The organism is Providencia sp. PROV252, from assembly GCF_033676005.1.
In the GTDB taxonomy this organism is placed as follows: domain Bacteria; phylum Pseudomonadota; class Gammaproteobacteria; order Enterobacterales; family Enterobacteriaceae; genus Providencia; species Providencia vermicola.
Map to the genome: position 1 here is coordinate 1,896,079 of NZ_CP096294.1, position 22,231 is coordinate 1,918,309.

28 protein-coding genes are annotated in these 22,231 nt (G+C 39.0%); 16 read left to right on the forward strand and 12 right to left on the reverse strand.

All coding sequences use genetic code 11. The features are described 5' to 3' along the window. Positions 1–76 precede the first annotated feature (76 nt). The 3 genes from catA to M1F05_RS08700 all read right to left on the reverse strand — a co-directional run bounded on the left by catA (position 77) and on the right by M1F05_RS08700 (position 2,173). Positions 77–718, reverse strand: a complete 642-nt coding sequence (catA, locus tag M1F05_RS08690) for a type A chloramphenicol O-acetyltransferase (RefSeq protein WP_206084078.1) — start codon at positions 716–718, stop codon at positions 77–79. Between the two features lie 201 nt (positions 719–919). Continuing rightward, the gene (locus M1F05_RS08695) at positions 920–1,162 is read right to left on the reverse strand and encodes a helix-turn-helix domain-containing protein (RefSeq protein ID WP_206084079.1); all 243 of its coding nucleotides are present in this window, start codon (positions 1,160–1,162) and stop codon (positions 920–922) included. Between the two features lie 315 nt (positions 1,163–1,477). Further along, entirely contained in the window at positions 1,478–2,173 is a 696-nt protein-coding gene (locus tag M1F05_RS08700; protein WP_206084080.1) for an aspartate/glutamate racemase family protein, read from the reverse strand. 305 nt (positions 2,174–2,478) lie between these two features. On the opposite strand from M1F05_RS08700, the gene M1F05_RS08705 reads away from it, so the two are divergent. The 8 genes from M1F05_RS08705 (at position 2,479) to M1F05_RS08740 (ending at position 7,888) form a co-directional block, all read left to right on the forward strand. Then, entirely contained in the window at positions 2,479–2,919 is a 441-nt protein-coding gene (locus M1F05_RS08705; RefSeq protein WP_206084081.1) for a hypothetical protein, read from the forward strand. Positions 2,920–3,299: 380 nt separating this feature from the next. Then, the gene (gene sra, locus M1F05_RS08710; RefSeq protein ID WP_206084082.1) at positions 3,300–3,488 is read left to right on the forward strand and encodes a stationary-phase-induced ribosome-associated protein; all 189 of its coding nucleotides are present in this window, start codon (positions 3,300–3,302) and stop codon (positions 3,486–3,488) included. A gap of 229 nt (positions 3,489–3,717) precedes the next feature. After that, entirely contained in the window at positions 3,718–4,497 is a 780-nt protein-coding gene (locus tag M1F05_RS08715; RefSeq protein ID WP_206084083.1) for a YaeF family permuted papain-like enzyme, read from the forward strand. Between the two features lie 330 nt (positions 4,498–4,827). Next, positions 4,828–5,751: a Gfo/Idh/MocA family protein gene (locus M1F05_RS08720; protein WP_206084084.1), complete on the forward strand. Its 924-nt coding sequence runs from the start codon at positions 4,828–4,830 to the stop codon at positions 5,749–5,751. 85 nt (positions 5,752–5,836) lie between these two features. After that, positions 5,837–6,274, forward strand: coding sequence for a VOC family protein (locus tag M1F05_RS08725; RefSeq protein WP_206084085.1), 438 nt, complete (start codon positions 5,837–5,839; stop codon positions 6,272–6,274). Between the two features lie 114 nt (positions 6,275–6,388). Next, positions 6,389–6,817, forward strand: coding sequence for a universal stress protein (locus M1F05_RS08730; protein WP_206084086.1), 429 nt, complete (start codon positions 6,389–6,391; stop codon positions 6,815–6,817). A 128-nt stretch (positions 6,818–6,945) separates the two neighbouring features. Next, a complete protein-coding gene (locus M1F05_RS08735) occupies positions 6,946–7,281 on the forward strand; it encodes a hypothetical protein (RefSeq protein WP_206084087.1) in 336 nt (111 codons plus the stop codon). 169 nt (positions 7,282–7,450) lie between these two features. After that, positions 7,451–7,888 carry a universal stress protein gene (locus tag M1F05_RS08740; RefSeq protein WP_206084088.1) on the forward strand — a complete coding sequence of 146 codons (438 nt, stop codon included), beginning with the start codon at positions 7,451–7,453 and terminating at the stop codon, positions 7,886–7,888. Positions 7,889–7,941: 53 nt separating this feature from the next. On the opposite strand, the gene M1F05_RS08745 is transcribed toward M1F05_RS08740, so the two are convergent. Next, positions 7,942–8,235 (reverse strand): DUF5339 family protein, encoded by a 294-nt coding sequence (locus tag M1F05_RS08745; RefSeq protein ID WP_206084089.1) that lies wholly within the window; start codon positions 8,233–8,235, stop codon positions 7,942–7,944. A 239-nt stretch (positions 8,236–8,474) separates the two neighbouring features. Between M1F05_RS08745 and M1F05_RS08750 the strand changes: the two genes are divergently transcribed. Then, on the forward strand, positions 8,475–8,876 hold the full coding sequence (locus M1F05_RS08750) for a hypothetical protein (RefSeq protein ID WP_206084090.1): 402 nt from the start codon (positions 8,475–8,477) through the stop codon (positions 8,874–8,876). A gap of 8 nt (positions 8,877–8,884) precedes the next feature. Here the strand turns inward: M1F05_RS08750 and M1F05_RS08755 are convergent, their stop codons facing one another. Then, positions 8,885–9,514 (reverse strand): TetR/AcrR family transcriptional regulator, encoded by a 630-nt coding sequence (locus tag M1F05_RS08755; protein ID WP_206084091.1) that lies wholly within the window; start codon positions 9,512–9,514, stop codon positions 8,885–8,887. A 198-nt stretch (positions 9,515–9,712) separates the two neighbouring features. On the opposite strand from M1F05_RS08755, the gene M1F05_RS08760 reads away from it, so the two are divergent. The 4 genes from M1F05_RS08760 to phoH all read left to right on the forward strand — a co-directional run bounded on the left by M1F05_RS08760 (position 9,713) and on the right by phoH (position 13,512). Further along, positions 9,713–10,525: a threonine/serine ThrE exporter family protein gene (locus tag M1F05_RS08760; protein WP_241016833.1), complete on the forward strand. Its 813-nt coding sequence runs from the start codon at positions 9,713–9,715 to the stop codon at positions 10,523–10,525. After that, the gene (locus M1F05_RS08765) at positions 10,516–10,986 is read left to right on the forward strand and encodes a threonine/serine exporter (RefSeq protein WP_206084092.1); all 471 of its coding nucleotides are present in this window, start codon (positions 10,516–10,518) and stop codon (positions 10,984–10,986) included. The genes M1F05_RS08760 and M1F05_RS08765 overlap by 10 nt, the downstream gene beginning before the upstream one ends. 291 nt (positions 10,987–11,277) lie before the next feature. Next, a complete protein-coding gene (locus M1F05_RS08770; protein WP_375084308.1) occupies positions 11,278–12,249 on the forward strand; it encodes an endonuclease in 972 nt (323 codons plus the stop codon). Between the two features lie 477 nt (positions 12,250–12,726). Next, positions 12,727–13,512: a phosphate starvation-inducible protein PhoH gene (gene phoH / locus M1F05_RS08775; protein WP_206084094.1), complete on the forward strand. Its 786-nt coding sequence runs from the start codon at positions 12,727–12,729 to the stop codon at positions 13,510–13,512. Between the two features lie 76 nt (positions 13,513–13,588). Here the strand turns inward: phoH and zinT are convergent, their stop codons facing one another. From zinT to M1F05_RS08800, 5 genes are all read right to left on the reverse strand, one after another. Continuing rightward, complete coding sequence (gene zinT / locus M1F05_RS08780; RefSeq protein ID WP_371007118.1) at positions 13,589–14,242, reverse strand: metal-binding protein ZinT; 654 nt, start codon at positions 14,240–14,242, stop codon at positions 13,589–13,591. Between the two features lie 186 nt (positions 14,243–14,428). Continuing rightward, the gene (locus tag M1F05_RS08785) at positions 14,429–15,268 is read right to left on the reverse strand and encodes a siderophore-interacting protein (protein WP_206084096.1); all 840 of its coding nucleotides are present in this window, start codon (positions 15,266–15,268) and stop codon (positions 14,429–14,431) included. Between the two features lie 326 nt (positions 15,269–15,594). After that, the gene (locus M1F05_RS08790; protein WP_206084097.1) at positions 15,595–15,774 is read right to left on the reverse strand and encodes a DUF2474 domain-containing protein; all 180 of its coding nucleotides are present in this window, start codon (positions 15,772–15,774) and stop codon (positions 15,595–15,597) included. Next, complete coding sequence (gene cydB / locus M1F05_RS08795; protein ID WP_206084098.1) at positions 15,731–16,741, reverse strand: cytochrome d ubiquinol oxidase subunit II; 1,011 nt, start codon at positions 16,739–16,741, stop codon at positions 15,731–15,733. Before cydB ends, M1F05_RS08790 begins: the two co-directional genes overlap by 44 nt. After that, on the reverse strand, positions 16,731–18,068 hold the full coding sequence (locus tag M1F05_RS08800; RefSeq protein ID WP_206084099.1) for a cytochrome ubiquinol oxidase subunit I: 1,338 nt from the start codon (positions 18,066–18,068) through the stop codon (positions 16,731–16,733). The genes cydB and M1F05_RS08800 overlap by 11 nt, the downstream gene beginning before the upstream one ends. Positions 18,069–18,312: 244 nt before the next feature. On the opposite strand from M1F05_RS08800, the gene M1F05_RS08805 reads away from it, so the two are divergent. Both M1F05_RS08805 and M1F05_RS08810 read left to right on the forward strand, forming a co-directional pair. After that, complete coding sequence (locus M1F05_RS08805; RefSeq protein ID WP_206084100.1) at positions 18,313–19,737, forward strand: PLP-dependent aminotransferase family protein; 1,425 nt, start codon at positions 18,313–18,315, stop codon at positions 19,735–19,737. A gap of 96 nt (positions 19,738–19,833) precedes the next feature. Beyond that, positions 19,834–20,400 (forward strand): HutD family protein, encoded by a 567-nt coding sequence (locus M1F05_RS08810; RefSeq protein ID WP_206084101.1) that lies wholly within the window; start codon positions 19,834–19,836, stop codon positions 20,398–20,400. On the opposite strand, the gene M1F05_RS08815 is transcribed toward M1F05_RS08810, so the two are convergent. Further along, a complete protein-coding gene (locus M1F05_RS08815) occupies positions 20,397–21,008 on the reverse strand; it encodes a LysE family translocator (RefSeq protein ID WP_206084102.1) in 612 nt (203 codons plus the stop codon). The genes M1F05_RS08810 and M1F05_RS08815 overlap by 4 nt on opposite strands. 164 nt (positions 21,009–21,172) lie before the next feature. Here M1F05_RS08815 and M1F05_RS08820 point away from each other — a divergent pair, with 164 nt between their 5' ends. Further along, complete coding sequence (locus M1F05_RS08820; RefSeq protein WP_225818287.1) at positions 21,173–21,640, forward strand: Lrp/AsnC family transcriptional regulator; 468 nt, start codon at positions 21,173–21,175, stop codon at positions 21,638–21,640. A gap of 3 nt (positions 21,641–21,643) precedes the next feature. On the opposite strand, the gene M1F05_RS08825 is transcribed toward M1F05_RS08820, so the two are convergent. Beyond that, a complete protein-coding gene (locus M1F05_RS08825; RefSeq protein WP_206084103.1) occupies positions 21,644–22,186 on the reverse strand; it encodes an RNA 2'-phosphotransferase in 543 nt (180 codons plus the stop codon). Positions 22,187–22,231 lie beyond the last annotated feature (45 nt).

A 22,231-nucleotide genomic window follows, 5' to 3' on the forward strand; every position in this document is an offset into this window, starting at 1 on the left:
GTCAGTAGTCTGAAGGGCAGCATACTGCTGCCCTTGCTTATCTGTATGATTGAATAATAACACTAAGATCGTTCAATTAATCCGCTAATTGATTGCATAACGTTTGTAATTCATTCACGAATCGGCCTACATGAAACCCATCGCAGACAGCATGATGTACTTGAATTGAAAGGGGTAATAGTATTTTATTACCTTCACGATAGAATTTCCCCATTGTAAAAATAGGTGTGAAATTGCTGGCGATATTGGCAATATTCAAATTAAAACTGTCAAACGAAACCCAAGGCAATGAAGAAATATAAAAAATATTTTCTGCTTGCACTGGTTGAGGGGCTAGTTTGTTATCATCTTTATATAATGCTAGCTGAAGATGATAATTCTCCATAAAAATATGAATATTATCAGAATGTTCGCACCACAAAGAGGAGAATGTTTCTGTTTGATTATGAAAAATAGTGAAACTGGGGTGTACTTTGTCCCATAAAATAAGCTCATTGTTTTTTTTAGATAGTTTAAACTCATCGTGTTTATTCACTATGGATGAGAGTAAGTAAATCATCGTAGGATAAAAGCGATAGTTACGTAATGATATAAAACTATATAGCGATGTTATGTCAATTTTTGCTGTTAGGCTGAACCCACAGTTTACTTGTTCATTATAAACATGGTAGTGTTCTTTTCGTTGCCATGCTTCAACGTTGAATCGAGTATAACTCATTGTTTTTCCCTTCTAATAATTAATAAATAACGTTATTAGAAGGGCGATCTTTCCGCTTTTGAAAACAACATATATTGCCTCGCAATAATCATGAATAGTTAATACTATATTAATAGAGCTACACATATTGTCGAGAATAATATTCGTTATATCAAAAAAAGAGCATGTTTGATGCGACCATCAATCTTTAATTCGCATAATTTAGTGATGCATTTCAGGATTAAGATAAATATTGAATAATAAGTTTAAATCAAGGTTAAAGATTTTTGACAATATGACAAGGTCGTCAATGAATATTGATAATGAGCCATCTTCATACCTAAGATAGGTAGCTTCAGGAATGGAAATATTTTTCGCCATTTCTTGAGGTGTTATTTGGCATTCTAAGCGTTTTTTCTTAATGAAATGTCCTAAAGCTATATTTCCTGATTTTTTGTTTGTCATAATGATTTCCCTAAAGTTAAATTTACGTCGATTATCATGGATAAAAACGAATATTCAATGGGAAAAAATCTGTAAATTAAATAGACAAATAAAATTGTATAATCAATGTTAAAAATCTTTGAAACTAATAAAAATATGAATTAGTCATTAAAAGATTTTAATCTAAATAATTTAATGAAGCTAAAATATATAAATATAGATTTTTATTCTGAATTTGAATCTGGATATTTTTTTGGCCTATGAAAAAAGTGATGAATAGTAAGATACTATCTTGATTTTTTTTATTTAAAGATAGTACCTTCACATGTTTTTATATTAAATTGATAATGCAATTTCGACAGTTTTTTCTGCATGAATAGCCGTGGTATCAAAAACTTTTACTGTTGTATCATTGAGGCCAACCAGTAATGTAATTTCAGTACATCCTAAAATGATACCTTCTGCGCCTTGTTGGACAAGATATGACATAATTCGTTGATATTCTTTTTTAGATGAAGGGAGAACTTTTCCTAGACACAATTCATTATAAATAATGTCATGGATAATCTTTCTATCGTCACTATTAGGTGTTAGTACATCCAATCCATATTGCTTGGCTAACCTATCTTTATAAAAAGATTGCTCCATAGTAAACGCGGTACCCAATAGACCAACTTTCTTTAATCCTGCCTGAACAATACGTTCACCAGTGGCATCGGCGATATGTAATAATGGAAGGTGTACATGAGATTCAATCTCATTAGCAACCTTATGCATTGTATTGGTACATAATACAAGGAAGTCTGCACCAGCAAGTTTTAAGCGTTTTCCTGCATCTACTAAGCACTGAGCAGCAAGATCCCATTGACCATGGGTTTGATAGTGCTCAATTTCAGCAAAATCAACGCTATATAGTACAATTTTAGCAGAATGTAAACCACCCAAACTTTGCTTGATGGATTCATTGATTTGTTGGTAATAAAGTAATGTGGACTCCCAACTCATTCCACCGATTAAGCCGATTGTTTTCATTTGAAGACTCCGAATAAATGATTTAGCTGAGGTGCTCACTATACTGATAATTTTTATATATGCACAATACAAGAACATCTATGAGTGAAGAAATACTGGTGTTATAGAGATGTAACTTATTAGTTGGATTTACTTCAAAGTTTAGCTTAAGTTGTATTTATTTGTGGTGTTAGCATTAATAAATGTATGGTTATTAATGTATGTAAAAGTAAGCACATTTATTTAAGGAAAGTTGTAAATATTATTTACGTTTTAATGATGGATTTTAGCTGATATAAGGTTATCATCATGAATGAATATACGTTATGTCTACACTTAATGGCGACAATAAAATGAATTTTTTTAAAGCGATCATTGCAATACTTATTTTTGGCGCTGCATTTTTACTCGGTACATTGTACATGAAGCCCACACAGCTAAGTTTAGTTGAGCAAGTAAAAAAAAATGTAAATGATGTTCTTGCTTATCCACAAGCTGCACAATTCAAAAATATTGAATACCATTTTTCGCGCTACACTGAGGATAACGGTAAGGTGGGCTATGTTTGTGGGGAAGTGTTTCGCTATAAAAATGATAAACCAGACGGATATAAACGGTTCATTGTAAAAGCATACACTCGCGATGACGATTCACGAATGGATATCTCTATTCCCTTTGTTGAAGGTGGTCATGAAATTTTATTACCAGAACAAGTTAATCGGATTTGGAACGAAAAGTGTTCTAGTCCTGCATCTCCTTTAGTGTAATTAAATGCGTGCTAAAATGTTGATTAGCAGGCCTGCTTAATTCTATTTTTTATACAGTATTGGGAGTGATGCATTTAAAACAATAGGGTGCTCAATTAGTGTTAATAACAGACGTTGCATAGATAAACAGAAAATAATATCTACCGAGGTGAATTTTTTACCACAGATATATTTATACTGTTCTTGGTTGATTTTTGTTTCAAAGTGAAATTAATAAGTTTAATTACATTAAATAACATTAAATTGCTGCTATACTAGTTAGGTTACATTTTGTTTTATATTTGATGTAAAACAAAAAATACCCTTGTGGTCAACGATGACTATATTTTTTATATTCATTAAATTAATGAATTTAAATTGACTAGTATAAGGAGTCGATAATGGTTAGTAATAACAGTGCACGTCGCTTATTAGGAATGCCTTATAAGCAAAGTCGTTCTAAAAAAAATATTCGCGTATCAATAGGTTCAAAAGAGAATAAAACTGTTGCTATTCAAAACAATAAAGCGACGGAAAAGAAAACATACCATTCAGTAACGGTATTTTACCCTGAATATGTGGTGAGTTAACTGAGAGTATGTCGCCCTCTAGTATTGACTAGAGGGTTATAGATGGCTAAATGCTATAAATTGTCCTCCAATATTTATTTTGCCTCCCATCATTACATTCTATTCAAATTTTGTGATCACGATTTTCAATTTAAGTCTCTTTTATAATAAGTGATAGTCATAAATAATTTTTGACGATAACATGAGTATTCCATTAAAAAATGTAGAATAGAATGTTGGGTACTTTAGAATGAAGTTTCAATTTTTACTTTTGTTTGTATTTTATTTTTTTCTCTCAGGGTGCTCAACTCAATTTAAATCCGATGAAGAAACTAATCGTTTCAAATTCAGTATTCAACATGCGAATACTGTACCTATCAAAGATACAGTAGAGCCTTTGTCTGTCTCAGATATGTTACCAGGTGATATCCTATTGTCATCCGCTACAGGGTTGAATTCTTGGGGGATTCGGTTGTTTAGTATCAGTGGTGTAAGCCATGCCTCTATTTATTTAGGGCTTGGGGAAGTTGCTGAGTCGGTTGGTAGTGGTGTTAGAATCATTACGTTGCAACAAGCCGTTAAAGATTCAAACAATATGGTGGTATTAAGGCAGGCTGGGTTAACCTCGTTTCATGCGGATAAGCTACGTGAATTTTCAGTACACAACAACGGAAATAAGTATAACTATAAAGGTATTGTGATGATAGCCCCGTGGATGATCACTAAGCGGGTATGTGAATTACCTTTAATTGGTGAAACTGTGCGTAATTTTTGCTTGCGCACCTTAGCAAAGGTCCAACTAGGGGATGATATTGACCAATCGAACGGCTTCTTTTGTTCGCAGTTTGTCCTAGATGCTTATAAATATGCAGGCATACCGTTGTTTGAAGGAAATTCATCATGGATCACCCCTGCTGATATATTGCATATGCGTACAGACGATGTACCAACATTTATGCCAACTCAGCGCTTACTATATGTTGGTCACTTAAAGTCATGGAGCTTTAGCAGCGCGATACGAAAGCAATAACAACATACTGAAGAATAAAAAAAGGCCAACAATTAAGTTGGCCTGCTAAACTGGAAGCAATGTGAGCAATGTCGTTTGTGACAAACTTGAGTGATTTACTCAAGTATTCACGAGGTAAAAGATAACCATTCTCATTTAATAAATCAACCCCTTTTTTTGTATTGCTACTCATGTTTTTTTCATGACGGAATTGCCTTTTATTTCAAATAAAACAAATAATTATGTTTTTGTCTGTTATGTTATTGAGTTTTTCGACAAAAAAATTTTTAAAAAAAATTATAATAATGAGATGATTTCCGACTAGATAAATCACTTAAGAGCGAAATTAAGATGGGTAGATTGAAGATTGGAGTCGTAGGCCTAGGGGGAATTGCGCAAAAAGCCTATTTGCCTATTTTAACTAAAGAAGATAATTGGCATTTAGTTGGCGCATTCTCGCCAAATCAGGCAAAAGCTAAATTAGTCTGTGACAGCTATCGGCTCCCTTTATTTAGCTCCATTGATGCTTTGGCTGCTCAATGTGATGCTGTTTTTGTTCACAGCGCGACAGCGAGCCATTTTGAGGTGATACAACGCTTGTTGCAAGCGAATGTGCATGTGTATGTAGATAAACCACTGACTGAACAGATTGTACAATCTGAACAATTGATTGAATTAGCGCATCAACAACAAAGAACCTTAATGGTGGGGTTCAATCGCCGATTTTCTCCTTTCTATGTCGCGTTAAAACAAAACACGCAACACTTTTCTTCTATTCGTATGGATAAGCACCGCATCAATAGCATTGGGCCTAAAGATATGGCTTATACGCTGTACGATGATTATTTACATGTGGTTGATACAGTGCTTTGGTTAGGCGGTTTTGAGGCTGTTTTGAAAAGTGGCAACATTCAACAAACTCGTAATGGTGAATTATTCTATGCAGAACATCACTTACAGGCGGGTGATTGCTGGCTAACGACTTCGATGCACCGTAAAGCAGGTAGCCAGCAAGAACAGGTCACGGCTATCGCTGAAGATGTGCTTCACCAAATTACCAATATGAACCATTGGCGCTGCGAAACGGCGTCAGAGATCCGTGATAAACAACCTGGCAACTGGGATTCTATTTTGGTGCAACGTGGTTTTGATGGTGCTGTTCGGCATTTTATCGATTCAGTCGCAAACCAGACACAACCCATAATCAGCGCAGAGCAGGGAATTATTGCTCAGAGAATGGTTGAATCTATGCTGTTACAGTTGCAAAATGACTGAATAAAATAAAATGGCGAGCGCTAAAGGCGGGTGTTTTGTTCGCTATGTTTAATAAGGTCGGATGATACATTATTGAGGTCACACCATGTTAGATTTACACGATAGCTCGGATGTATTGTTTATTGCTGGATTTGGCCCAGTTGTAGCGGATTTCGAAAAAAGTCAGCATTTTTATTTAGATGTTTTAGGGCTGCCATTGAAACCGATAGAAAATGGTAGCGAATATTTGATCTGTGAGCCTGAACATCTTGATGGTGTTAAACATTTTGCACTTTGGCCTTTAAATCAAGCTGCGCAATCGTGTTTTAACAAAGACCAATGGCCTGCAGATATTCCTATTCCACAAAGTTGGATGGAATTTGAAGTTTCAGATATTGAAAAAGTGACTCAGACTTGCCAAGAACACGGTTATCAATTGTTGGTTAATAACCAAATGGAGCCATGGGGACAAACTGTCACCCGTTTATTAAGCCCAGAAGGCATGTTAGTAGGTTTAACAATCACTCCATGGTTACGGGAATAGTGTTTGAATTTGTCGCTAGAGATCTCATTTATCTTTATGAATAAGAGACATTTATAAGTAATTGTTTATAATTTTGTTGTAGAGCTTAATTTTAACATTTATTTAGGAGGGGTTATGTATAAAACGATTCTGGTCCCTATTGATTTAACTGAAGACGAATTAACCAGTAAAGCGGTTCGCCATGCGGTTAATCTAGCAAAACAGTCCGGCGCGAAAATTCACCTAATTCATGTCTTGCCTATTTCCTCTGCAATTATCAACGCATACGCGTTAGGTTATATGGAAATAAAAGATCGTGCGACGGTAAAAGCGGAAGAAGACATGAAAATGTTGATGGATTCGATTGATTTACCTCATGAAGATGTGAGTTACACTATTACCTTTGGTTCCCCACGTGATGAGGTTATTAATACAGCCAAAGATATTGAAGCCGATATCATTGTGGTTGGTTCTCGCCGTCCTAATATTACGACTCACCTGTTAGGTTCAACAGCAGCGGGTATTGTCCGCTACGCAGAAACATCCGTACTTGTTGTTCGTTAATGAATAAGAAAAGAGCCTACACTATGTTGTAGGCTCTTTTTTATTTATATTGATTAAGTTATGGGCTTAATTGTGCTTAATTTTATATTTAATCAGTTTAGCTAATAATAAGGTTTCACTAAGTTTATATGGAAAAATTTTCGAAAGAATTACTGCGTATTGAGCATTTTGTTCTCAGGGTAATACGCTTTTATTTATTGGCTCTTTTGGTTTTTTTTCTTGGATTATTGCCTGGTATTATTGGTTTTTATTTTATTGAAGGGCATTCCATTGTTGAATCGATGCTAAATGCACTATCAATGCTGAGTGGCCAAGCTATTGAGCCAGCCCCTATAACCCAAGGCGGTCGTTTTTTTATTGCGATTTATGGCTTATTTTTACAAAGCGTTTTTATTATTAGTATTGGGCTGATTGTAACCCCGTTTATTCATCGTCTTTTGCATAAATGGCATTTAGAGGAATAAACTTTTTGCAGTAAAAAGTAGGGAGCTTCACAGCTTTTTAAGTATAGCGATACTATACTTTTAAAGGCTTAATGATAATTATTCACCCGCAATACCGAATAATCAAATCGTGAAAATGAACAACAATACGGTTTGAAAATGGATAAACACAATTAATAAGGGGCATCGTATGTATAAAACAATTTTGGTTCCTGTGGACATATCTGAAGATGTTTTAACAGATAATGCATTGAAACATGCGGTCTATTTGGCGAAAATTTCGAATGCAACAATTCACTTATTTCACTCTGTTCCTGATGTTTCAAGATTTTCGATGAGCTATAGTTATCACTATGATTTATTGTCTTCATTTGCAAAAAAAGCTGTGGAACGTTCGGAAGAACAGCTCAAAGAAATTATTGAAAAAATCGATTATCCTTCAGATAAAATTACTTATAAGGTGGAGTTTGGTTCTCCAAGGGACAAAGTTTTAGCGGAAGCTGAAACTATTGATGCTGATTTAATTGTTATTGGCTCTAGAAACCCAAGCATTTCAACACATTTATTAGGTTCGAATGCATCTGGTATTGTTTCTTATGCGAAAATATCGGTGCTTGTCGTTCGCTAAAATAAAAAACAGCCTGGTTTCAGGCTGTTTTTTTAGAATATATGGAAGATGGATTATTTTGTTTTAACCGCTTCTTTGGCTTGCTCAATTGCTTTTAGTGCCTGGCTACAAGCTTGCTCTTGAGCATCATCAGGATAACTAGCGAGGGCTTTTTTCGCCTCTTCTAACTGAGATTTCATCAGTGCAATTTGCTCTCCCGCATTGGCTTCATCTTTATATTGTTCTTCAGCTTGTTTAACAAGTTCGTTCATTTCTTTAAAGTAGGTATCACATGTTGCACCTGCATTCGTATTAAAGGCAACAACAGCCATAAATAACCCACATGCAATCGGAAGAGTTTTTTTCATCGTATTTTCACTTTCAAAAGTCACAATAATATCAGGATAACATTCCATTTTAAAAAACGCATCACTCAACTTTTATTAATATTTTAAGTGATAATAATTTTAGACATATTGAGATTATTCCTGCACAACAAGTTATAGAATAGCATATTTTGCAAAATACAAATGATAATCATTATTGACTGGTCTTAAATAAAAAGTGTACACTCTAGTACACTTTGATGACATACAGTGAGATTATTATGCAGAATAAAATTATGGTGGACACAAACAGTTGGCCTGTTTGTATTATGAACGCCTTCCCATCCACAATGGATGAAACACGTTTATGGCTAGAGGAAATGGACTTATTATTAGCACGAAGGGCACAGTTTACCTTAGTATATCCGCCAACAGCACCAAAAGATAAACCATCAGCAGAGGATATCGAAAGCATGAAATATGTACGTCGTTGGCTAAAGCATGCTAAAGAACCTATGGAACAACATTGTCGTGCGATGGTAGTGACATTGCAGCCCGATGGGAGTGATAAAGAAGAAAAAGAACGCCTAGCGCCGATGCTATCTGCATTGTATGGCCCAGAGGTGTTATTGGCGAAGGATATTTATACAGCGAAAATACAAGCTCAAGCTCTTTTAGCTTGATGGAAAGGTTAAGCGCTTATTTTTCGAATATAGCTAGCGATGATATCAACAGAAAGTACAATTTGTTGGTTGATAAATTCATCGCTGGGTTTGAAGTTTTCAACACAAAATGTCGTGATGAATACATCCGCTTTGATCATTTCCAAAAATCGTGATGAAATAGGTAATAATGTTTTTTCATCGACAGTCACTTCAGGTAATTCAAGGAGTTTTTGGGTCAGTAAACGGTAGCTTTTTACAGGGCCTTGTTCGAAAAATGCTTGGCTGATTTCAGGAAAACGGTTGTACTCTCCAAGGATCAATCGGTATAAGCTAATAGATTGTGGTTTAAGTACACTGATCAAGAACTGTGAGCCATAAAAAGCCAGTACAGATTCAATGGTAGTAAAATGTGGTACTTTTTCGTTTGGTTCTGAGAAAATTTCATCAATCATATCAGCAATAACTGCAGCAAATAATCCTTCTTTATCCCCAAAGTTTTTATAGAGTGTAGAGCGAGATCCGCCAGCACGTTCAATCACCATGTCCAAAGTTGCTCCCTCAAAACCATATTGTAGGAATACCTCAGCTGCCGCTGTAATAATCGCTTGATGGCGGCGTCTGCCTTTTGGTGTTTTGGCTGCAAGGGCGTTATTCATGAATGATTGATCCTATCATTTTGTTTGAATAATGAAATAAAGTGGCAATTTTGCCAAAAAAGTTTAAACCATAGGCTCTGAATCACAGATTTACCTGAAAGAGATCATGATTTAAGCTGATAGTTGGCTTTATGATATTTGTAAAGACTAACATGTTTAAGTGAATTTCTGAATGCTTGTCATAATCTTGGGGGCGCAATGGCGGGATGTATGTTAAATGGGCACAGTTTAACAGAGGGAGATTCTGTTGAAATGCAACGGGAAATCACTCGGCTATGCATCGAATGCGGCTTATTATTGTTGCAACATGGTGCTGAGAGCATGTTAGTGGAACAATTGACAACGCGATTAGGCATTGCACTTGGTGCTAGTCAAGTGGACAGTGCTATTTCGTCTAACTCTTTAGTTTTAACGACAATTATTGATGGCCACTGTTTAACCTCAACACGACGAATTATTGACCGTGGTATTAATATGCATGTGGTGACAGAAGTACAACATGCCGTAATATTAGTTGAACATCATTTATTAGACAGAAAACAGTTACAAAAGAAACTGTCTTCTATAAAACCATTACGTTACCCACGTTGGTTGATGGTGCTAATGGTTGCGTTGTCCTGTGCATGCTTTAGTAAACTCAATGGCGGTGGTTGGGAAAGTGCCTTAATTACATTCTTAGCCAGTGGTTGTGCAATGTATATTAGGCAGGTTTTAACCTCTCACCAAATGAACCCGTTGATCAATTTTTGCATTACTGCCTTTGTTGCTACCTCAGTTTCAGGGCTATTACTCAAAATTCCTTATCTGGCGGTGACAGAAACCATTTCGATGGCAGCGAGTGTCTTGTTGCTTGTACCAGGCTTCCCGTTGATTAATGCGGTTGCAGACATGTTTAAAGGGCATGTGAATACAGGTTTAGCACGCTGGACAATGGCAAGTTTACTCACACTCGCAACCTGTATTGGTGTGGTACTAGCCATGACTATCTGGAATTTAAAAGAATGGGCATAGAATTTCTATTAGTGTTAATCGAAAAAATGGTGTTGGCCGCTATTCCTGCCGTTGGCTTTGCCATGGTGTTTAATGTCCCTGTGCGGGCACTTAAATACTGTGCTTTGCTCGGTGCGATTGGCTATGGGTTTAGAATGATATTGATGGCGCTAGGGCTACAAATTGAATGGGCCAGTTTTCTCGCCGCGATTTTAATTGGCATCATTGGTATCCAATGGTCCCGCTGGTGGTTAGCTCATCCAAAAGTATTTACGGTTGCTGCGGTGATCCCTATGTTTCCTGGTATTAGTGCCTATGTGGCGATGATCTCTGTGGTGAAGCTTTCCCAATTTGGTTATAGCCCTGAGTTAATTGAGGTTTTAGTGACAAACTTCTTAAAAGCTTCTTTTATTGTGGGGGCATTATCCATCGGTATTTCATTGCCTGGGCTGTGGCTATACCGTAAACGCCCAAGTGTGTGATATTCAATAAAGCTAAGGGATGTTTTTGCTCTGAAGCAGGCTACCGCTTGGCGTTATTAATGATAAAAAACACCGATAATAACTAACATGAGCTATTAAATTTGCAGAAAATCCGAAGGTGTAATTATTCAATAAAAATAGGCAATCGCTGATACCATAAATGTTTTGATTTGATTAGAATGTACGATATTTTCTATATGCATTAGAGTGTTAGAAATAACACTAACGTATTTATATTAATTTTTCGCTTATATTCTGATTAGTGGTGTTATTTTGAAACAGTTCAGTTTTTTGTCTTTCTTCCGTTTTATTCTGTCTTTCTTTCTATTTTTACCATTTTCCTTTTCTTTTGCAGCACCTAGCTCATTCACCCAAGCGAAAGTGCTCAGCAAAACTCAAGTCTATTCCGATCAAAGTCAACAAGGGGAAGGAACGATTTACTGTGGCTGTCAGTGGGAGTGGGTAGGCAAAAGTGGTGGGCAAGTGGATTTAATCTCTTGTGGCTATCAGGTACGCAAACAGCAAAGCCGTGCCGAACGTATAGAGTGGGAACATATTGTGCCTGCATGGGTATTCGGTCATCAGCGCCAATGTTGGCAGAATGGTGGGCGGAAAAATTGTGTTTCGACAGACCCTGTTTTTGCTCGTATGGAAGCTGATTTGCATAACCTGGCGCCTTCCATTGGTGAGGTAAATGGAGATAGAAGCAATTTTAGCTTCGGTCAATTATCCCCAAATACCCCGTATCCATATGGAATGTGTCGTAGCCGTGTCGATTTTAAACAAAAAGTCTTTGAGCCCCGTGATGAGGTGAAAGGGCAGGTTGCTCGTGTCTATTTTTATATGCATGACCGTTATAATTTATCCATGTCACGTCAGCAACAGCAACTCTTGATGGCATGGGATAAAAAATTCCCACCAAACCTGTGGGAACGTACCCGTGATGAACGTATTGCTAAAGTAATGGGGCACCATAATCCATTTGTGACAGGGCAAAAACAGTGGAGCTTAAACCATAAAAATGGGGGGGAAGGTGTGAAGATTTTTCCATCTTCAACTGTAATATTGCCTAAACAGTCTGAAAAACAAACTAACTTAGCAATTTCAGCTGAAATTAAAGGTAATAAAAATTCCAAAAAGTATCATTTCTCCCATTGTTCTGGTTTTAAGACATTATCAGATAAAAATGCAATCATGTTTTCTAACGAAAATGCGGCCCAAGAAGCGGGTTATCACCTGGCTGGTAACTGCAAGCCACGTTAATGGTCATTTAAACGCCAATAACGAATTGATTATTGGCGTTTTTTTTAGTGAAAGTTTGATGTGACAAATAAAACACAAAAATGTGTTAAAAAAATGTTGCCTTCTGAAAAAAATTAGCGCTATATTTAGGGAAAGTAAAAACTGCAATAAAAACAGCGCCTCATTGAGTCACAAAAAATATTGCAGTTTGTCATATTAGTGTCATACAGATTCATTAGTTTAACGGTATCGCTGTCACAGGAGAAACTAATGGGAAGTCAGTATTTATTAATACGAACACAAGACCGGTTAGCCTCCATCATGAAATTGTCATGGTGAGATGACTAACCGGTTTTTTTATGGCCCGTTAAAAAGAAAGAGGATTGAACCACATTACACCGTTTTATCGTTAACTAAGAGCTTGAAGGGAGCTCCTCTCTGTTCTGAATAGTTAGTCATCTGAAATTGACATCACTGATACCTGGAAGGGTTAATACTATGAGTAGACAGAAAGCTGCAACAAAAGCACGTCGTGAAATGAAACGCTCATCACGTAAAGAACGTTCTGGTCGGTTTGACATGAATAACGTTGCGTCCTTCGCTGAACTGACAGGCATTGAGCCTATTGGTATGGCAAAGGAACGTCGTGATGGCTCACCAATCCTGCCACGAAATGAAGCTCAGAAGCTCTATATTAATTCGATTAAACACAAACAGTTAATTTTTGCCAATGGCGAAGCAGGCTGTGGTAAAACCTTCATCAGTACCGCGCTGGCCGCAGATGCCTTATTTAATAAAGATATCAGCAAGATCATTGTGACAAGGCCTGTTCTTCAGGCGGAAGAAGACCTTGGTTTTTTACCTGGGGATATGTCTGAGAAATTTGCCCCCTATTTTCGCCCTGTATACGATGTTCTAGCCAAAAGGTTAGGGAGTTCATTTCTACAATATTGCTTGCGTCCTGAAATTGCGAAAGTTGAAATCGCGCCATTTGCGTATATGCGTGGTCGAACTTTTGAAAATGCCATTGTGATTTTAGATGAGGCGCAAAATGTCACTGTCACCCAAATGAAGATGTTTTTAACGCGTTTGGGGGAAAACGTCACGGTTATTGTTAACGGGGATGTGACTCAGTGTGACTTACCTGATGGGGTGCAGTCTGGTCTTGCGGATGCGTTACAACGTTTCAGCAGTGATGAAATGGTCTCGATGGTGAACTTTACCATTGATGATTGTGTGAGATCTCAATTGTGCCATAAAGCGCTATTAGCCTATAACGACTAATTCATTTGCCTTAAGAGTGATGAAAATATGCCCCATAAGTGATTACTGGGGCATATTTTTTATTAGTCACTGATGATTAATGGTACAGCATTTCGTGGACGATTTGCTCATCGGTTAATGAATAAGGGTAATAGGTTGGCCAATTGTCTAATTGTCCCAGGAGTTTTTCTTGTGATTCATTCCCCATATATAAGTGGAAATGGCCTGACGTTTGCGGCTCGATAATATGATCGCTAAATTGAATGTATTTTGGCGCTTTGGATTTAGCATCTTGGCACTCAAACAGGTAGCGAACGCCTTTTTTGCCCGAAGTATAATGTAAAATTTTATAGCCTGAATACGCATATTGACAGCTATTGACGACACCGTTTTGGGTAAATTCAATCACATTATTTTCGATGCCAATACTGTCAACATCTGTGGCGTAGCCTTTTTTATAGTAAGCGCGGTATTCTTCAACGGTTTTATCTTTATTTTTCTGTGCTTTGCTTTCTAAAACAGCATCTAACTTACCATTTAATAATAATGGATTTACTGACTCCCATACGCCTTGCCAATCGCTTAACGAGCGGTCTTTGACATCTGAATCTTCAAAGATGCCTTTTGAGGCTTGAAGGGCTTTTTCCGATTGCGGATGTGCATGGCTATGTGAACCGTGTGCGATAGCAGAAAAACTGCTAATGGCAAAAACTGCGCTAAGCGCTGTATTTAATAATGTGTGTTTATGCACTGTCATTTCCTATTTTGATAATGTTCAGATTTATTATGTTATAACATAACATTTAACGCAATAAAAAAATGCGCAAGATAGCGTGATACGATGCAAGTAAACTCAAAAAGTGGGCAGGAAACAGGTAGGGAAACGCTTATCAGCGATAATGCAACTGATAAGCGTTGAGGGTAATTTAAAACTTAATTAATCGTCAGGGTTATCCATTACAGCATGGCGTTCATGGTGATAACCTTCTTCATCATAGCCGTGGCGCCAGTATGGAATAGCATAGATATCATCACGGCCAAACCCTTTTTCACGACGAACAAAACGGCGTAAATCACGAATTATTTGGTCTTCACCCGCTATCCAAAATGCACAATCTGTGGCAGGAATATCCCACGATTTAAATGTGCTAATTAATTCAGCAGTTTTGCTGATATCACCACAAATCCAAATGATTTCAACTTGAGCAGGTTTTTTAAGTGGGCGTACATCCGCTGGGTTATCCATGCGTAGTACCACCTTTCCTTGGGCATCTGCTGGCATTTTTTCTAATAATGCGGCAATGGCAGGCAGTGAACTGGAGTCCCCCGCCATAAAATAGTGTTTTCGACTTGGTAGTAGTGGGTCTGGGCCACCAGGATTGGTGATCCCCATCCAATGACCAGGTTTGGCATCGCGGGCAAATAAATAGGCAGGCCCTGTCGCACCGTCATGCATGGCAAATTCAATATCGATTTCACTGACATCAGGGCGAATCGCTCTAACGGTATAGGTGCGCACAAATGGGCGAGGTTTATCTTCAGGCCAGCTACGGCCTTCTTTACTAAGGATAGGCAGAGCGGGTTGGCTGGTTAAGTCAGGGGCTAAAAAGATTTTTAAGTGCCCACCTTCGCTATTGGTTGGGTAGTCTGCAAGCTTTTCACCCGTAAAAGTGATGCTGCGAATGGAGGGGCTGACATCAGTAATGGATTTAACTTGAATAAGCTGCGGTGGCGCCGGGCGATAGATATTTTTTTCAACGGATTGTTCAGTAGCCACGGACATTCTCCTTCATTAATGATAATTTTATTATTTGGTAACTATTATCATTATCATATCACGTATATTAATTATATAACTATCTATATTCACCCCATTTGTTTCACATAAAACAATAAAAAGTGCCTTAGGTATTAACATAAGGCACTCAGACTGCTGACAAACCGATTAGGTTTGGCTGCAGGTTGGATAGGTTTTGAAAATAGACGAGGAAAATCAATTTATTGATTTTCGGCTGATAACACAAAGCAGGAAAAACCACGCTTTTATCCTGCGTTGTCAACAACCTCAGTGCCTTAGGTATTAACATAAGGCACTTAAGTTATCTACTTCACTTTCATCCCTGCGGCGGTCATCATCAATTTAAACACGGAAGAGAAAGCAAACAGTGCTAATACACTTCCTAGCCAAATTAGTGCCATCCAACCGAGTTTTTTCCACCAAGGGGAGGTTACGGCGGTATCAATGGTAGCCTTGGTCTGGGGTAATTTTTCCTCTGAAGACATAGTAACTCCAATAGGTATAAACCAAAATAACAGGAATAATGAATAACGCGCCCACTAACATAAAGCCTAAACTTTCAGAGGGGCCCGCGGCGTCACGGAAGCTAATTGCTGGTGGGATTAATGTTGGCCAGATACTGATCCCCAGACCTGTAAAGCCGAGGAATATCAACATCAAGGCAGATAAGAATGGAACGCTATCATGCTGCTGGCGCTTTGCACTTTTTAAGATTAGCCATGTACAACCCAGAACCAGTAATGGAACAGGCAAGAAGAAGAACAGATTGGGCAGTGTGAACCAGCGATCAAAAATGGCTTGATTAAGCATCGGTGTCCATAAGCTGATAACAGCTATCACTGCAACCATTAATAAGGTCAATGGGCGCAGAATACGGTACATGGTACGGCGTAGATGCCCTTCGGTTTTCATGATTAGCCAGCCACAAGCTAGTAAAGCATAAGCAACAACTAAGCCAAAACCACAAAACAGTGGGAAGGGGGCAAACCAATCAAAGTAGCCGCCCATAAAGGTACGGTTTTCCACGTGGAAGCCTTGGATAAAAGCTCCCACGACGACGCCTTGAACAAATGTCGCGAAAATAGAGCCCCAAATGAACGCGTGATCCCAATGGCGACGGTGAGATTCATCCGCTCTAAAGCGAAATTCAAATGCCACACCACGGAAAATCAAGGCTAACAGCATAAAAGTTAGCGGTATGGATAACGCATCTAACACAATGGCGTAGGCAAGCGGGAATGCACCAAATAAAGCAGCACCGCCGAGCACAAGCCACGTCTCGTTACCATCCCAAACGGGGGCAACGCTGTTCATCATTAAGTCACGGTCTTGGCTATCTTTTAGGGCGGGATAGAGAATACCGATACCCAAATCGAAGCCATCCATCACGATATACATCAACATACTAAATACGATGATGACAAACCAAATGAGAGGTAAATCAATGCCCATGAGCTGCGTCCTCCGCGATACCTTTACGAATTAATTTCATCATGTACATGTAGCCGATACCGAATACGCCACCATAAACCACAAAGAAGGCGATTAAACTGATGCTCATGTGCATTTCACCGTGGGCACTGACGGCATCTGAGGTGCGCTGCAAACCGTACACCACCCAAGGTTGGCGACCAATTTCCGTCGTAAACCAGCCCGCTAAGATAGCAATCAAGCCAGAGGGTGCCATGACGAACATAAATCGCAGGAATGTTTTGGACTCATACAGGTTTTTACGGTAACGAAGCCATAAGCCCCAAACCCCTGCGGCTATCATTAATAAGCCTAAACCGACCATTACACGGAACGACCAAAACACCATGAATACATTTGGTCGGTCTTCTGGTGCGTATTCTTTTAATGCAGGCACTTGTTTATCAATGCTGTGAGTTAAAATTAGGCTCGCAAGGTACGGAATTTCGATGGCATATTCGGTTTTTTCTTTCTCTTGGTTTGGAATACCAAACAAAATAAGCGGTGTGGCTTCACCAGGTTTATTTTCCCAGTGGCCTTCCATTGCAGCAACTTTAACAGGTTGATGTTTCAGCGTATTTAAGCCGTGCGCATCACCAATTAACGCTTGGACAGGTGCTAAAACTAAAATCAACCACAACGACATGGAGAACATCTTCTTCATTGCGCTGGATTTATTGCCTTTGAGTAAATGCCATGCCGCAGATGCTCCAATAAAGAATGCCGCAGCAAGGAATGCAGCCGTCGTCATGTGCAATAAACGATATGGGAAAGAAGGGTTGAAGATCACCGCTAACCAATCAACGGGGACGATACGGCCATCGATGATTTCGAAACCTTGTGGTGTTTGCATAAAACTGTTAGATGCCAAAATCCAGAATGTGGAAATAATGGTACCTAGCGCGACCATGCAGGTAGCAAAAAAGTGCAGTTTTTCACCGACACGGTTCATGCCAAACAACATGACACCGAGGAAACCCGCTTCAAGGAAGAAGGCGGTTAACACTTCATATGTGAGTAACGGGCCTGTGATCCCGCCTGCAAAGTCTGAAAAGAAACTCCAGTTAGTACCGAATTGGTATGCCATCACCAATCCTGATACCACGCCCATTCCGAAGTTAACCGCAAAAACTTTTGTCCAAAAATGGAACAGTTTTATATAGTCTTCGTCACGTGTTTTTAGCCATAAGCCTTGTAGCACCGCAAGAAAGCTTGCGAGCCCAATAGTAATGGCCGGAAAAATAATATGGAACGAGACCGTAAACGCAAATTGTATACGGGCAAGCTCCAGCGCAGTTAGTCCAAACATATTGACCCCTGAGTGGATATGTTAATGGCACGCTGCATTTAAAGCCTTGGTGATCACAATAGAGGTGCTTATCCCTAGCAAAATAAATTGCTCACACCGGAATGCTAAGTATCGCAATCCGACTAAAAATGTTTTGTGCTTATAGTTAAAAAAGTCAGGTGAATGTGTGGATAAGTAGAACATGAGACGATAAACTATAATAGTAACAATTATCGGGATATTAACTATAACAGTTGAGGCGGCTATGACGAGATATGAACAGTTAGCAGCGCAAATTCGTCAACAAATTGAAGACAATATTTGGCAAGTTGGTGACAGATTACCTTCACTGAGGGAAAGTGTTAAGCAATCAGGTCTCAGTTTAATGACCGTGGTGCAAGCATATCAATTACTTGAAAGCCAAGGTTGGGTCGCCGCACGTCCACAATCTGGATACTATGTGGCCAACCGAAATAACGCCTTTGCAGCGGCAAAAGGGGGAAAAGGGCTCCACTTAAATGAGAATGTAGAAATTAACGCTTCAATATTTGGGGTATTACAAGCTTGTAAGGATCCCGATATTATCCCATTTGGCTCTGCTTTTCCAGAACCTGCGTTATTGGATGACCCTAAACTCGCTAAATCATTGGCATCCGTCGCGAGGCGTTTATCCAAATTTAATACACCCGCTAACTTACCGCCAGGAAATGAGCAATTACGTCGTAATATTGCCCAGCGTTATGCGACACAAGGTATCCATGTCGCTCCAGATGAAATTGTGATTACTGCAGGTGCGATGGAATCGTTGGTGTTAAGTTTGCAGTCAGTGACCCAACCTGGAGATTGGGTCGTTATTGAATCTCCCGCATTTTATGGGTCATTGCAGGCGATTGAACGGTTAAAACTCAAAGCGATCGCGATTAAAACTGACCCTTTATTTGGTATCGATCTTGATGCATTAGAGGACATTGCCGACAAATACCCGATTAAAGCTTGTTGGTTGATGACGCATTATCAAAACCCATTGGGTGGCACAATGCCGCAAGCCAATAAAAAGCGGTTGGTGGATATTTTAAATAAACACCAAATTGCATTAATTGAAGATGATGTTTATGGTGAATTGTATTTTGGCAACAAACAACCCATTCCTGCCAAAGCGTTAGATACTAAAGGGCACTTTTTCCACTGTTCATCATTTTCCAAATGTTTGGCTCCTGGGTATCGTGTGGGGTGGGTGGCTGCGGGGCATCATGCAACCAAAATCCAGCATTTGCAGATGATGAGTACGGTGTCAGCAAGTGTTCCCACACAGCTCGCTATTGCTGAGTACCTCTCTTTAGGGGGGTACGACAGTCACTTACGTAAATTGCGAGTCACCATGGAACAACGACAGCATCAGATGCTAGGGGCAATAGCGAAGTATATGCCGTCCTCGGTAAAAGTGAATATGCCTAAAGGTGGTTACTTTTTATGGTTAGAATTTGAGCCGCCGTTTAATGCAATTCGCTTATATCAATTAGCATTAAAAGAAGGTATCAGCATTGCACCAGGCAGTATGTTTTCGACCAGTGATCAGTTTAACCATGCATTTCGCTTAAATGCCTCTTTTACATGGACTGAGCGTATTGAAGAGGCGATGAAAACATTAGGTCGATTATGTCACCAATTAATTAAAGAGAAGCGCGATTAGTCACATTATCGTTGTAAATTCATTGCCTTGAAAGATTAACTTTGCGACTCTAAGTACACATCTAAAACAGTGAGTGACAACGTTTTGGGAGGTAATGTGAAAATTAAATGTTTTGATATCACTGATTTGCCACATCTCAAATGGAATGATGGAGGAGGGGCCAGCCAAGAAGTTTTTTGCTGGCCCGTGGCTTCAGATTATTCATTACGTGCAAGCATCGCGACGATTAATCAAGATAGCTACCTTAAACGCTACGCTGAAGGTGAAAGGTTAGTTATTTTGCTCAATAACCAAGAAATAACATTAACCGATAATAAAAATTTTACGCAGCGGTTGAGCCAGGTTGGTGAGCATGCTCAATTTTCAGCTCAGCAATATGCGGCGATCAATGTGAGCCAGCCGAATACACAGCTATTGAATTTTATTTTCCGCGCGGATCGCTGGGTGGTAAAAAGCGCTTTAGTGACTGAGACGTGTAAACTGCCGAACAATCAAGCTGGTCTAGTTTTTGTACGACGTGGCGAATGGGCTGTGTCTGGCGGGAGCTGTAACCGAATGGTGGTTGGTCAAGGCGGTTGGTGGTTGCCGGATATCGGCGAGGGTGAAGTGACCCCCCTTAATGCCAATAGCCAGCTGATTTATATTGAACTATTACCACGTTAACTTGCCGCTAATCCTATAGCTGCAAAGGTTAACAAGCCACCTGCAACGCCTTCTGTAATGCGGCGTTTATTGTCGTTATAACCTTGTTTTTTATGCATGGAAGCAAACAACATCCCAATAACGCCATAAATCACCACACAAGACACAATAAAAGTGGCAGAAAGGATTAGCGATTGAATCGCAACACTTTCGCTCAACTGAATAAAATTAGGTAAGATTGCAAAATACACCAGTAAGCCTTTAGGGTTTAAAAAACTGGTTAAAAATGCCTTACCAATCACCGCTTTATTCGATACTTTTTGTATTTTGACTTCATTGGCTTTCATTGCAGACATGATCATCCGAGCAGCGAGGTATGCTACATAGGCAACACCAACCCATTTTATTGTATGAAACACCATTGGTGAGGTTGCAACAATTGCAGCAAGGCCAAGTGCCGCCAGTATCGCATGGGTTACATAACCTAAAATAATCCCTAAATTAGCCTTCCAAGCGGCACTTGGCCCACCTGAAAGCCCCTGTGCTGAAATAAATAAAATATCAGGGCCTGGTGTGCAAATCAGTGGGATCACTGTAGCACTGAATAATGCTAATGTGTGTAACTCCATAGAATGACCTCTTTGATTTTATTGTTGATGAGGCAACTGGCCAGCTGCGTAAAAATTATAACGACAATGCAGTAGTATAGGGTTGTTTTATTGCTTGAAAATAATAATAAATTAGCATTGAATATCAATAAATATTAATAAGTGAGCTTTAGGTTTCAATAAAAATGAATATGATAAAACTCGATGCCATTGATAGACGTATTTTACAGGTGCTACAGCGTGATGGAAAAATACAGAATGTTGAGCTGGCTAAAGAGGTTGGGCTTTCCCCGTCTCCTTGTTTGCGTCGTGTAAAATTGCTCGAAGAGGCGGGAGTGATAAAACGTTATGTGGCGGTACTTGATGGCGCCAAAATAGGCGCGGGGTTGTCGTTATTTGCGCGCATTTGGTTTAAAACACAGGATGCTAAGACCATTAATCAGTTTGTTGAGGATATTAAACAGATGCCTGAAGTGGTGGAATGCCATCTGATGGCGGGTGAGTGTGATGCATTAATCCGCATTGTCACTCAAGACCTTGCTTCATATCGCCGTTTTCATGCGGATCATTTAACACAAATAAACAGTATCCAAAGTATTAAGACCGAAGTCCCCATGGAAACGGTTAAGGTCACATATGCGTTGCCACTTTAGCTATTACGGTTGGATAAATTTGGCGGGAACATGTTCAGTTAACCAAACGTGGTTATCTGATAAGTAAAATAGATAACCTGATTCCACCATTTTTTGGGCTTCAATTACCAAAACGATGGGCTTGCCGTGCCGTGCTCCTACATTGGTTGCCGTCTCTGTGTTGTCCGACAAATGCACATGATGACGATTACCCGCTAATAACCCTTGTTGTCTAATTGAATCGACAAAACGTATTGCGGTTCCATGATAAAGAAACTCTGGGGGTGTTTGCGAAATGTGATTGAGATTAACTTGTTGAGTTGAATGGCCTTGCGCGGCGCGGATCATGGTATGTTCAGTATTGAAGGTGAACCTTTTTTTATTATTATTCTCAACTATATACTCTAATATTTCACGGGTGAGCTTTTTCCCGTGGCGCTTGGCTTGTACTAATAAATCATCAACACTAACCCAACCATCTTGATCGAGAGTGAGTGCAATGGCTTCAGGTTTGTGGCGTAAAACGTAGCTTAAAAATTTACTAAATTGAATTGTTTTGTCTTGCATATACTGCCTGTTAATAATATTTATTTCCTTTAAGTTTAATTTAAT